This is a genomic window from Vibrio pomeroyi, from assembly GCF_024347595.1.
Taxonomy (GTDB): Bacteria; Pseudomonadota; Gammaproteobacteria; order Enterobacterales; family Vibrionaceae; genus Vibrio; species Vibrio pomeroyi.
On the sequence record NZ_AP025507.1, the window covers coordinates 281,942 to 295,061 of the forward strand.

Annotated in this window: 8 protein-coding genes; all 8 read right to left on the reverse strand. The window is 45.6% G+C overall.

Annotation, left to right across the window (positions count from 1 at the left end; all coding sequences use genetic code 11):
• Positions 1-129: 129 nt before the first annotated feature.
• Positions 130-1,071, reverse strand: a complete 942-nt coding sequence (gene secF / locus OCV12_RS17465; RefSeq protein ID WP_048660573.1) for a protein translocase subunit SecF — start codon at positions 1,069-1,071, stop codon at positions 130-132.
• A gap of 2 nt (positions 1,072-1,073) precedes the next feature.
• The gene (gene secD / locus OCV12_RS17470; RefSeq protein ID WP_261886698.1) at positions 1,074-2,873 is read right to left on the reverse strand and encodes a protein translocase subunit SecD; all 1,800 of its coding nucleotides are present in this window, start codon (positions 2,871-2,873) and stop codon (positions 1,074-1,076) included.
• A gap of 169 nt (positions 2,874-3,042) precedes the next feature.
• Complete coding sequence (locus OCV12_RS17475; protein WP_261887139.1) at positions 3,043-3,525, reverse strand: hypothetical protein; 483 nt, start codon at positions 3,523-3,525, stop codon at positions 3,043-3,045.
• Positions 3,526-3,743: 218 nt separating this feature from the next.
• The gene (locus OCV12_RS17480; protein ID WP_261886699.1) at positions 3,744-6,518 is read right to left on the reverse strand and encodes a M16 family metallopeptidase; all 2,775 of its coding nucleotides are present in this window, start codon (positions 6,516-6,518) and stop codon (positions 3,744-3,746) included.
• Positions 6,519-6,902: 384 nt separating this feature from the next.
• On the reverse strand, positions 6,903-9,665 hold the full coding sequence (locus tag OCV12_RS17485) for a M16 family metallopeptidase (RefSeq protein WP_261886700.1): 2,763 nt from the start codon (positions 9,663-9,665) through the stop codon (positions 6,903-6,905).
• Positions 9,666-9,840: 175 nt separating this feature from the next.
• Entirely contained in the window at positions 9,841-10,683 is an 843-nt protein-coding gene (locus OCV12_RS17490) for a LytR/AlgR family response regulator transcription factor (RefSeq protein ID WP_261886701.1), read from the reverse strand.
• An 85-nt stretch (positions 10,684-10,768) separates the two neighbouring features.
• Positions 10,769-11,827 (reverse strand): sensor histidine kinase, encoded by a 1,059-nt coding sequence (locus OCV12_RS17495; protein WP_261886702.1) that lies wholly within the window; start codon positions 11,825-11,827, stop codon positions 10,769-10,771.
• Positions 11,827-13,119, reverse strand: coding sequence for a hypothetical protein (locus OCV12_RS17500; protein WP_261886703.1), 1,293 nt, complete (start codon positions 13,117-13,119; stop codon positions 11,827-11,829). Before OCV12_RS17500 ends, OCV12_RS17495 begins: the two co-directional genes overlap by 1 nt.
• Position 13,120: the final 1 nt, after the last annotated feature.

Here is a 13,120-nt window from a genome sequence, read left to right on the forward strand (position 1 = left end):
GTTTTTTGAAATAGCCTCTCTTTTGACTAACTGTCTGACTCTTATAAAAAATAAAGCCCTTCGTCTTATTACAAACGAAGGGCTTTACTGAGGTTACTTGTTAACTTGTACTATTAACGAATAAACACCTTAAGGATACTCACCCTCAACTTCTACAGGTGCTTTTACTTGGTAGTGGCAAGGCTGTAGGCCAAGCAACTTAGGCAGAGTGATACCAACTGAAACGGAAGACCACGTACCGCTAACAATGCCGACAACCAATGCAATTGCGAATCCTTGCAGTGCCGCGCCACCAAGCAACCAAAGCGCCGATACAGTGATTAGCGTAGTGCCTGACGTCACCATGGTGCGCGAGAAAGTCGCTTTCACCGATTCGTTAAGCAAGTTATCAGTGTCACCGTTAGGGTTGCCACGCAGCATCTCACGCACACGGTCGGCGATGATGATTGAGTCATTGAGTGAGTAACCCAAAATCGCTAACACCGCCGCTAATACCGTTAGGTTGAACTCGAACTGAGTAAAGGCGAACAAGCCCAAAATAAGCGTCACGTCATAGATGATCGCAGCAAGTGCACCCAATGCTAAGCGCCATTCAAATCGTACACTCAGGTACAGCATGATCATTAGGAAACACACCAATACCGCCAAGCCACCTTGGTCAACCATGTCTTGACCGACTTGAGGGCCAACCACACTGCTGTTAAGCACTTGCACTTGGTCGCTCACCGATGACAAAACATCCACTAGATTAGGCTGTGGTGCATCCGTCAATTGGCTGTAACGCAGTGTCCAGCGGTCTTGCTCTGCCATACCAACAACTTGCACGTCTTGTTGGAAAGCGGCATCCAGTTTTGTTTTTAAATCGTCTTTGGTTACTTGGTCAGAAAGCTGAACTTCGGCAACCACACCGCCAGTAAAGTCCAAGCCCCAGTTAAAACCTTTTACTGCCACCAGCATTACAGAGCTCATGAACAGCACGATAGAAATCACAGACATCACCTTACGAAGACGAGTCATATTGCTGTCTGAAATATAGCGGTCTGAATTAGTCACTTTTGTTGAAGTTCTCATGCTTAAATCCTTACATCGTGGCGTTGGTCACGCCCCCAAGCCAAATTGATGATCGCGCGTGACGCAAAAATACCTGTAAACATGCTGGTTAGAAGACCCAAACCTAGGGTCAGTGCAAACCCTTGAATCGGTCCATTACCAATGGTGTACAGAGCCACGGCAACAATCATGGTAGTGACGTTGGCATCGAAGATTGAAGAGAACGCGCTATCAAAGCCACGGTCGATGGCACTCGCAAAGCTGCGACCTTCTTTCATTTTGTCTCGAATACGTTCGAAGATAAGTACGTTGGTATCGACCGCCATACCGACAGTTAATACCAAGCCCGCAATACCTGGCAGGGTTAATACCGCACCCGGGAGCATCGCAATCAAACCGAATAGTGTGGTCATGTTGACGACCAATGCAGCGTTCGCAACCCAACCAAGGCGGCGATACCATAGCGCCATAAACGTGAGAGTTAGACCAAGGCCAAGTGCCAAAGCAGCAAAGCCGTTAGTGACGTTTTCAGCACCCAGAGATGGGCCAATGGTACGCTCTTCAATGATGGTCACTGGCGCAGTCAATGAACCCGCACGAAGCAATAGAGCCAGTTCTTGTGCTTCAGCCATGCTGCCTGCACCTGTGATTCTAAAGCGGCTACCCAATTGAGATTGGATGTTCGCCACACTGATCACTTCACTGGTTTTCTCGCTGTTACCGGCTCTGTCACGGCTGTACTCGCTGTACACCGTTGCCATTGGCTTGCCGATGTTATGACGAGAGAACTCAGACATTTTCTTACCGCCCGCCGAATCCAGCGTGATGTTTACTTCTGCGCTGCCCATCTCACCAATGCCGCTACGAGCATCGATAATATGTTCGCCGCTCAGTACCGCTTTGCGAGCAACAACGACACGGTTGCCATCTGTATCTTTTAGCGTTTGAGTATTGCGCGTTGCGTTATCGTAAACAGAGTAGAACGCCAATGATGCCGTTGCACCAATCACGTCTTTCGCTGCTGCTGGATCTTGTACACCCGGAAGTTCGATACGAATACGGCTTTCACCTTGGCGTTGAATTGAAGCCTCTGTGATACCCAGCTCTTCAATACGACTGCGCATGATTTGCAGGTTTTGTTGAACCGTTAGGTTGCGTAGCGTTCTTTGTTCATCTTCAGATTGCGTTAGAGTCAGCTTTTTGTCTGAGCTATCACGTAGCCATTGCGGGAACTCTTCACGGATCAGCTTTTGTGCTTTCTCGAAATCCGCGTCAGTGCGGAAATTGAATTCCACTTGGTTGTTCACCACTTTACCGCGGGCATAACGCACTTCGCTGGTGATCTCATCGACCATAGCTTGCGCTTGTGCGTGGTAAACCGGCTCCATATCCACTTCTAATAAGAACTGCACACCACCACGTAAATCAAGGCCTAGCTGAATCGGTGCGAAGCCCATATCAGTCAACCATTTTGGTGCTGCTGGCTCCATCGCGAGAGCTACAGTTGCGTTGTCTAATAGGCGCTCATTAAGCACTTCTTTGGCTTTCGCTTGTTGCTCGGCATCTTCTAAGATAACCACTAAACGTTTGTCTTTTTGAAAGGCTGATTTGGCTTGGATGCCTTCGCTCGCAAGGTATTGAGTTACCTGAGTAGCGTCGATAGTTTGCTCAGAACGATTACTGATTTGAACCGAAGCGTTCTCGCCATACCAAGAAGGTAGAGCACTTAGAACCATGATGATGATGGTGGCGATAAGCACCACGTATTTCCACTTTGCGTAGTGGTTGATTTGTTTTCTTGGAATGCGCTTTTTCACAGTCAAGATCTCTTATTTGAACTAATGTTTTGCGAACACGAGCGACCACTAGCGGCAACCAGAACAAGCTAATTGAACGATAGTGAGGCTAAAATTATGTGTCGCTATATCTGATTAACTGGCGGATTCAACGGGCACAAATGACCATCGAAACGACCAATTTGGGGTCAAACGATTAGCTAAGAAGATCTCGAAAGTGGGAATATTGTATGTTGCCCTCTTTCCACCCAGAGAGCCGGGAAGATGGAGAACTCACAATACTGGTCCAGTGCTGTTTTTGATCCAACAGAGGTGTGTTGACCAACAGAGAGGCCAGCAAAGAAGGAGGAGAAAAATCGATAAGCAGATGATAAGAAGGCTCTAGATCGGCCCCGCTTTCTTGCTCATTGGTTAATATACGTCGGTAAGTGGTCGCTTGAAGGCTCGATTCAGTATCGTGGTAGTTAGAACTGTCGCCAACGGACGCGGCACCCAACTGAACTTTATCGCACTCTAAATAGGCTGATGGATCATCAACCGCGGCTTGCTTACATTGTTTTTCCGCAGAAGACTGTTTGTTTGCGAAGGATTGCTGTTGAGCTGAGTCGATTTGAAACGGCTTAGAAGGAAACGAATAGCCGTTAGAATTCACTAAGCCAAAGCTCAGTAAAAACAACATTAAGACTAATCGGGTACCCAGTTTAAGCAATCTAATATCCAAACAACATTCTCGTAGATCGTCAATCTACAATACAAATGAAACGCTGTCTTGATTTAAAACATTTTTTTAGAAAATGATACGATGCAACCGATTAAGCGCCGTCTTTCTAAAGAAAAGAAAAAGCCAAGCAACAAGGCTTGGCTTTAAATAATGTAGGAATTAAGCAATTGTAATTATTAAAGTTTAGGACGCATAATGTTCTTAACTTTACGGCTATTGTCACCAAAAATGCGTTGAACTAACACATTCATATCTTCCGCAGTAATCGACCTCGCAACACCCTCAACTTGCGACAAAGCTTCGATGTCGTAACCATGAAGTAGATAACGAGACACATACCACGCTTGGTCAATAGAGCTCATCTCAAGAGGCGTGAAGTCAGCTTCAAACTGTTTCACAACCGCTCGCATTTCTTCCTCAGAGACACCTTGTAGAAGGTCTGCAATCACCTTATCGATCGCCACTTCCACTTCATCAACGTTTTCAGGCGCTATCATCGCACCGATGACCCACTCATGACTCAGCTCGCCGTCTGCAGACGCTGAATACGTATAAGGCGAGTAATCCAAGCTCAACTCTTCACGAATATAAGTATCTAAACGAGTCGCCAACAGGCGTTCTAGCAAGCTTTCCGTGAAGATATCTTTTGCCGTTGCTCCTTGACCGGCTTCGGTTGCTGGCTCTGAGATGACTCGTAAGACGTACTCTGCGCTGTTCACATTGTTGATGGCGAGATCAATGCGTGATTCTGATGGCTGCTTGTAAGCCACCTTAAAGTCCGGCACAGCCGCTTGTTCCAATGGAATCGAAGCTAGATATTTCTGAACTAAAGGCTTCAACACACTAGGGTCGATGTCACCCACGACCACCAATTGGTTATGTCTCATTTGACCAAACAACTGCTGATGAAGATTAGCGATGTCTTCCACAGAAACCGCTTCAACACGCTCTTTATCAACAAACAGGTGACCACTGTCCTGACCATAGATGTTCTGGTTGATTGCTCGTTCAAACTGACCAACAGGACTGTCTAAGAAAGATTCTTGCCCCTGTGCAAACTCCTGCTTCACCGCGTCTAATTGCTCAGGGTTAATTTTAGGAGCCATGATGAAGGTATAAAGCGCAGAAAACGTGTCTTCAAGGCCGTCTTTAGTGATATTAAATTCAATACCATGACGAGTGTTGCCAATGAAGGAATCAGCACGAATATTTTCACGATCCAAGTACGCTAAAAGCTCAGAACCCGTAAATTCACCAACACCGCTTCGAGCGAAAGTGGGTAACGCAACCTCGACCGCTGGGTATAAGTTTGGATCCAAAGCGGCTTTTCCGCCGAGGCTCATGTACATCACACCAACATCATCACCTGCCACATAATCACGCAGGTACCACATGTCGATGCCATTGCTTAACGTCCACTTTTGGATGTATGGGTCGACAGACATTTGTTCCGCAAGCACAACCTCGCCCTGCGAACTTGGTACAGCAAAAGCACTCGCTGTCGCAATCGCGAGCGGCTGTATTCCCGTTTCGCTGTAAGTCGCTTTTAAACTATCTAGCGAGTCGATGATCGCAGCTCTGTCTTCAGAATCATCCAATCCGATAACAAGGAAGTAATCATCAGAAAGCAGGTCTTTGATGTTGTCGTTAATCGCCTCAAGGTTTAGGTTCGCAATGAAGGTTTCTAAACTAGCTTGATAGTCTTTCTGAGATTGGACGATTCGATCAGTCACAAGCGCACTGGCTTTGTAGTTCGCGTGATCAACGCTGTCCATTTTGTCCCAGTCATGCTCGATGTTATCCAGTAAGTCTTGGTAGTAGTGCTGCTCGCCAACGATATCCGTTTTCGACACGCCAAAGTCACGCAGTGATGCCAATGTAGAAAGCAACTCTTGTTGGATAACTTCGCGGCCTCCTGCTGGGAAGCCAACACTGATTGAAGAATAATTCAGAGAACCCATTCGATAGTTATCGGACGCTACCCATTGCGTCGGCAGCGCTGCATCATTGAATACTGCTTCGAGTCGCTGTTGAATGATTTGTTGTGCGGTTTCATCTAACCAACGTTGATGCTGTTGAGCATGAGTTTCAACTCTATCTAAACCGCGGTTGAACGTCAGAGTGATGCTCGGTGCTTCTCTTCCTGCGTATTCAACATAATCACCTTCATTGAACGAGGTCATTTTCTGCTTTTCTGGTCTCGGGGTGTCGCCACGCTCCCAGCTTGAAAACTTCTCTTCAATCAATGGAATCAAGGTTTTGATGTCTACATCACCTGAAATCACTAACTCGGCGATTTGAGGTTGATACCAAGTTTGGTAGAAGTCAGATAAGCCTTGCGGCGTTGCCTCTACAACCGATGTTTTCGAGCCCAATGCATCTTGAGATTCATACGGACCGCCTTCAATCAAGTGGTCATAAAATACCTCTCCGAATGACTTGTCATCAAGACGAGCCATGCGAAACTCACCCAGAATCACGCCTTTCTCTTTTTCAACTTCTGAGCTTGCGATGTCTAGGCCATCACCCACATCACGCATCCACGTCAAGGCAGACTGCAACTCGATGTTATCGGGCAAATCTAACTGGTATACCGTCTCTTCATAAGAGGTGTAGGCGTTAATATCCGCACCAAAGCTAGAACCGGCATCTTCAAACAGACGGATTACATCGTTTTGAGAGAAGTTTTTACTGCCATTGAATGCCATGTGCTCGACAAAGTGAGCATAACCTTCCTGTTGAGAAGTCTCTTGAATCGAACCCGCGTGCACGACTAAACGTACAGAAACAGACTCTTCATGATCAGGATAAACATGATAGGTAAGACCGTTCTCTAGCTGACCTGACTTCCATGCTGGATCCGGTTGGATTAAGCTTTCGGTAGTTTTTGATGTTGAGCTACAGCCAACCAAAGTTAGGCATAATGCCGTCGCTAAATAATATGTTTTCATAACAACCTCTTAATGTCATTCATCGACAATATACAGATTGAGTTAACGATTATTATTTAATATTTAACCCGATGAATATCTTTGTGATCTCGATCTTTATTTTATAAATCACCATGCGATATGTAAGATTGCTTATATTCACTTGAAATAGCACTTTAATAAGAGCTTATGAAATCCATTTAAACACGCTTGCTACATACTTTAAGTGAGCCTCTACATACCTTTAAACAGGGCTTGCGAGGCGCGGCCGCTGAGTGGTTCTACCAAACCTCGTAAAGATTCAGCACAATAAAAAAGCCAAATGCTTGAACATTTGGCTTGGAAGTGAATCCATATATAAAGAGTAGAAGTGGCTTTCAAGAAAAACCACTCACCTAACTAGACCTAACCTTGTGGGCTTAACAAATTCTTCAACTGATAGCTGTTATCACCAAAAATTTCTTTCGCATACTCTGTCATGTCTTGACTAGAAATGGAGTCTGCCGTCCCCTGCAGGTCGAACAACGCCTCAAAACCATAATCATGAATCAGATAACGAGAAATAAACCAAGCTTGTTCAGTAGGCTTATGTTTAAGTGGAGTAAGGTCCGCAACAAGCTGCTTAGCGGCCGTTCGAGTCTCATCTTCAGAAATCCCTTTTGCCGCTTCAGCAATGACCTTATCAATCGCTTGTTCAATTTTTTCTGAGTTTTCTGGAGCCGTTAAAGAGCCGATTAACCAGTCATAACTCGGCTCACTGTCTTGTGCGACCGAGTACACATAAGGCGCATAATCCAAACCTAACTCTTCACGAACATAAGCTGTTAGACGGCTCGACAACACGCGCTGAAGCATATCGTCCATAAACACATCTTTTGCGGTTTTATCGCGAGCTTGCTGGGAAATCACACGCAATAAATACTGACTGCTGTCTTCATTATTGACGGATATATCCATTCGTTTTTTCGAATCAGGACTATAAGCCACCTGATAATCAGGAGACACAGCGGCTTCTAATGGCAATGAAGCAACGTATTGACGCACAAGCGGCTTAATTTCAGCTGGATTAATATCAGCAACAATAACCAATGTGTTGTCTCTTAACTTTTGGAAGAGTTGGTGATGCACGTCTAATATATCTTGCGACGTGACAGCCTTAATATCTTCACTTTCAAGCATCATGTGACGGCTGCTTGTTTGATAGCTATTGCGATTAACCATCTGAATAAACTGGCCAACTGGAGTTTCTAAATATGCTGTACGGTCTTGAGCAAATTCAGACTTCACAGCCTCAAGCTGATCACTGTCTATTTTAGGTTCAGTTACAATGGTGTGCAGCGCAGCTAGACCTTCTGCAAGCGTCTTTTTCTTGGCACTTATTTCTAAGCCATGATGAGTAAAGTTGATGAAGGGGTAGATTTCAATGTCTTCGCGTCTCAAGTGAGCGGTTAACTCCGAACCACTAAATTTACCAACACCACTACGAACCGAAGCGGGCAGCGCAATCTCTACAGCAGGAAACAGCGAAGGATCCAGCGCCGCTTTTCCGCCCTCACTGGCATAGTAAACCCCAACACTATTACCAGCCTCGGAGTTACGGAGATACAAAACTTCAATGCCGTTGCTTAATGTCCACTGCTTCAAATTAGGATCGTCACTCACCTGAACTTGTTTTACAATTTCGCCTTGAGACGCAGGCACACTAAACGCGGAGCTTGCAGTAACGAGCAATGGTCTGTTACCTGTCTTTTTATAGGCTTTTCTGACATCTTTTAGCTCGTTATTCATTGCCTGCAAGTCTTCTTTAGACGATAAACCTAATCCCAAAATATAAGGGCTAGAAAGTAAATCATCTAAATTATCATTTACGGCTTCCAGATCAGTACCCGCAAGAAACTCTTTCAAACTCGACTTATAATCAAGCTGTGATTGAACCATCTGGTTAATCACCAGTGCCGTCGACTTACCGTCAGCATGAGCCACTGCGTTCATTCTCTCCCAGTTAGACTTAATGTCATCAAGGTTCGCTTGGTATTGCTGTATCACACTCGTAAACTCATATTCGCTCACACCATGATCACGCAATGAGGCGAGAGTAGAAATAAACTGCTGCTGACTTTGCTCTCGACTATCGACAGGAAAACCAACCGTAGTAATGGAATACCTTTGGTACTCTAAGAAATAGGGAGTCGAAGCAACCCATTGCACTGGCAACGCAGCGTCAACAAAATCTGAATTCAACCTTTGTTGGATAAGTTGCTGAGCAATATCATCTAACCAAAGCTGATGTTGTTGCTCATGGCTCCGTGTCACTCTTAGCCCACGATCAATCACTATTCCGATGCTCGGTGGCTCGACCCCAGATCCATACGCCACAAAATCTTGAGTATTGTAATCTGCTGATGTGTTCTTCACGGGAACCGGTGTTGTGCCTCTTTGCCAGTCAGAGAAGGTTTCTTCAATCAAAGGGATCACTTCTGCCAGTGTGATATCACCAGAGACAATCACCTCGGTTAACTGAGGTTGATACCAGGTTTGGTAATAGTTTTTTAATTCTTCAACATTCGCATTAGAAACAGATTCTTTATTACCAATGGGATCGTTAGTTTGGTAATTAGTGCCTTCAATCATATGATCGTAGAACTTAAATGAGAGCGGTTTATCTTCAACGCGTGTGTGTCGAAATTCCCCTAATATCACACCTTTCTCTTTTTCGATTTCATCTTCAGACAGCAGTAAACCATCGCCAATATCTCTAAACCAAGCCAACGCTTTATCTAGATTCTTGTTATCGGGCAGATCTAACTTATAGAGGGTTTCTTGATAAGAGGTATAAGCATTTAAGTCGGCGCCAAAGCTAGCACCAGATTGCTCAAACAACTCTACTACATCATTCCCTGAAAAATTTTTGCTGCCATTAAACGCCATATGCTCAACAAAATGGGCATAACCTTTTTGCTGTTCGCTCTCTTGGAAAGAGCCGGCATGCACAAGTAGGCGTACCGATACAGGTTGTTCTCGGTCAGGGTAAACGTGGTAGGTTAACCCGTTATCTAATTCACCGGTGACCCAATATGGGTCGGATTTCAATAACGTTTGTTGCTGAGGAGTAGAACTGCAACCTAGCAATGTGGAGCTCAATACGACGACTAAATAGTATGCTTTCATAACGATCTCTTTGAAGGGCTTTGCTCCAATATATCCGATCGCCAAAGTGTAATAATTCGCCATTAAATCAAACGACTAAAATTTTAGAGCCACTCGATAGAAGTATGAAAGTGTTTGATTTATAAATTACATGCATCAATTATAAAGCCAATATGTCGCGCCTTTTGTTCGTTCGCTACATCCCCTTAAACAGGGCTTGTGAGGCGCGGCTGATCGGTAGTTTCTCGCCTGATACATACGCCGACATCTGGCCGGAGAGGCCTTTTTTTACCTTATCTATCGCAGATACTTTCACCACCACGGAACGGTGGATCTGCCAAAACTCATCAGGATTGAGTTGCGCTATCAACTCTTTTAGCGACACGCGAAGAATAAACTCCTCTAATGCGCCTTCTTGACCCTTCTTAAATATAGACACGTACTTATCTTCAGCTTTGAAATACGCCACATCGTCGACGGCAATCAGGTGGATGTCTTCCCCGATACTGGCCTTGAGCCATGTGAGGTGCTTTTGCTGCGGTCGATAGGGAGGTTGCTGCGAGGTTGACTGGGATAGCTGTTGAAGCTGATTCATTAATGCCGTGATATCGGGCTGTTCCTGAGTGCTACCTGACTGCGTTTGGTTGCTCGACAAGCGTGCTTGAAGCTTCTGACATGTGGCCAGTAAACGTTCTTCATTGATCGGTTTTAGCAAGTAATCCATCGCATTGTGCTCAAAGGCTTTGACCGCGTATTCGTCATAAGCGGTAATGAAAACCACCAATGGCGGCGAAGCTAACTTGTTCAGTTTTTTCGCCAGCGAGATACCATCAAGCTCTGGCATTCGAATATCAAGAAAGACCACATCAGGCTCAAGTTGTCGAATACCCTGCATCGCCTCTAGCCCGTTTTTTGCCTTACCGACGATTTCTAGTTCCGGCCAAACCTCAGCCAAGCTCTTGTCGAGATGGTGCCTTAACAGTGCTTCATCATCTGCGATAATCGCCGTGACACTTGGCTTTGATACTGGGTTATCCATGATTATTCCTTTAAATTCACACTGTAAATCATCTGTTTTTGTCTCTGAGCTTATTTCATAACAGTACTTATTTTCGTAACAGAGCCTAGAGCACCAACTCTGCGTTCTCGGAACTAGTTTCGCTGATGAGCGGTAATAAGATAGTTGATACCACACCGCCCGAAGCTTGCTCGGTGATCGTGAGGCTCGCCTTATCACCATAAAGGGTTTCGATTCGCTGACGAATATTGCTTAACCCAACACCATGACCAGTATTCACCGAGGGCGTTTTCAGCCCTGCGCCATTATCAGCCACTTCAATCTTCAACTGCTCGGCTTGCTGGGTAATACGGATATTCACTTGGCCACCTGCGGCTTTGGGCTCGATACCGTGTGTAAGCGCATTCTCAACCAAAGGTTGAATCAAGAAAGGCGGAATCACTTGCTGATAGCTAATATCCTTCGTCTCAATCGAGAACACTAAACGCTCATCTAAGCGTATCTTTTGAATGTTAAGATAAGCATCCAGCAAGTCGACCTCTTGTGCGAGGGTCGATTGCTCAGTGCGGCTGTTTTTCAGAGTCACACGTAACAAGTCAGTCAGCTTTTCCAGCATCAACTTGGCCTTCGCACTGTCGCTCTCAATCAACACATTAATGGTCGCCAGCGTATTAAATAGGAAGTGCGGTTCGATTTGGCTTTGCAGCTGTTTAAGCTGACTCAGCACCACCACCTTCTCTTGATCAGCCTGACGGCGCTTGGCCACTTCTAATTCGTTGTCGGCACGCAGCTGCTTTTCTCTTGAGTAGAAGTAGTAATAGCAAACCGAGCAGAAGATAACGCCCAACAGCACCACAGATTTAAGATCAGAGATATTGGATCCGAAATACCCGTTTAACCAATAGTGTGCATTCAGAGTACCGAAGGTCATCGCGACCACCATTGAGATCGCCACTTCAAGCCTTCTGGATGTTCTCTTAAACAACTTCACCAAGACGAAAGAGGAACCCACAGCGCTATAGCCAAAGCCAAAACTGATTGCTAGATTAACCGTTAATCCGCCACCCCAAATCGTATGGGTTGTAATCGCAATAAGAACGCAAAATAGCGTGGTGAACGCGAAGCTTTTGATCCATGAAAACCGACTGTTTGAAGAAGTGTTCATTAAAATCGTCCTTTGATATTTATAAGAATCATATGACTATCGGGTAAGTTGGCGTAAGCAGAATCACTTTTACCGCCTAGAAAGCGTGCAGCAAGTTCCAATTCCAACGATGAATCGCCATTATCTAACGCCTGATAGTTGAGCCACTGAGTCGCAATAAAACCGCCATCTTGTGGAGACAACATCACATCAAACGTTGGCGTGATATCTTCAAGCCAGCCATGTGTCGAATCCAAAGACCAGTGAAACATGATGTTGTGTTGAACCAAATTAGCGTGCTGATAGCCTTGAGCGTAAGAGCCCGCCAACGATATTGTCATGGGATTAAGAGACAAAGACTCCGCATTCTCTAAAGCGCTTTGCCACTCGGAATCACTCCAAGCGCGGCTATCAAACCAGTATTCCAAGACCACATTGTGGCCAGTGTCATTCGCCCATGTTAATCCGGCTAACGCTTGATAGGCCTCGCCCTGTTCTTCGAGGAAAACAGGTTTAAGCATTGAGTTAGGCTGGCTGTAACCAAGGCTTTGTCGCTGATAAACCATCGAACCATGAAATTCCCACGCGAGGTTTAATACCGAAACCAAGCTCGCGCCAAGCAAACCGTGGCGTACATCGTCGTAATAGGCGACCCATTGATATTCGTGGTCGCCCACTAAGTTGTAACGACGTAAGCCAAAACCTTGTTGCTGATTCTGCTTTTCGAACTCATTCACGTCTTGGAAAGTCCACGAGGAATCGCTATAAAGCAGTGTCCATTCGCCCGTCATATCGAACAGTGACGCCGACGCCACACCCGCGCCCTCTTCTGCGACAATACCCACTGGGTTCTGACGATACGGCTTGATGATGTCTAACGGGCGGTAGCCATAGCCCACGCCCCAATCGAGGCGAACCTTGCCGAGCGTGACATCAAGATAGTGATCTCCGATTACTGAATTCGACACATCAACGCCACCTTGCCAAAACAACTCGCGCACGATGAATTCCGATTCAAAGCTCGCCTCTTGCCCTTGAGGGTTGTTGCTCAAAATATCGTTGGCTTTCACTGCAAGCAGGCCAAGCCAATTGTTATAACCCACCTCAAGATCCAGCAAACCATTAAGTGACTGACGATTGTCAGGAGCTAAAGGGCTAAATGGCGACTCTCGTGATTCAATAGCTTCGGCACTCAGTTGCCAGTCCCACGCTAGGCTCAGATCGTCCGCTTGAGTCGTGTTACTCATACAAGACAATGCAAGCAAGGTAGCGATTGAAGGCTTGATGTGGAATCGACGGCTAGAAGCTTTCATA

Coding starts and splice junctions, on each gene's coding strand:
- secF (WP_048660573.1), bottom strand. CDS start 1,071: ATGAGAACTTCAACAAAAGTGACTAATTCAGACCGCTATATTTCAGAC.
- OCV12_RS17475 (WP_261887139.1), bottom strand. CDS start 3,525: ATGTTGTTTTTACTGAGCTTTGGCTTAGTGAATTCTAACGGCTATTCG.
- OCV12_RS17480 (WP_261886699.1), bottom strand. CDS start 6,518: ATGAAAACATATTATTTAGCGACGGCATTATGCCTAACTTTGGTTGGC.
- OCV12_RS17485 (WP_261886700.1), bottom strand. CDS start 9,665: ATGAAAGCATACTATTTAGTCGTCGTATTGAGCTCCACATTGCTAGGT.
- OCV12_RS17490 (WP_261886701.1), bottom strand. CDS start 10,683: ATGGATAACCCAGTATCAAAGCCAAGTGTCACGGCGATTATCGCAGAT.
- OCV12_RS17495 (WP_261886702.1), bottom strand. CDS start 11,827: ATGAACACTTCTTCAAACAGTCGGTTTTCATGGATCAAAAGCTTCGCG.
- OCV12_RS17500 (WP_261886703.1), bottom strand. CDS start 13,119: ATGAAAGCTTCTAGCCGTCGATTCCACATCAAGCCTTCAATCGCTACC.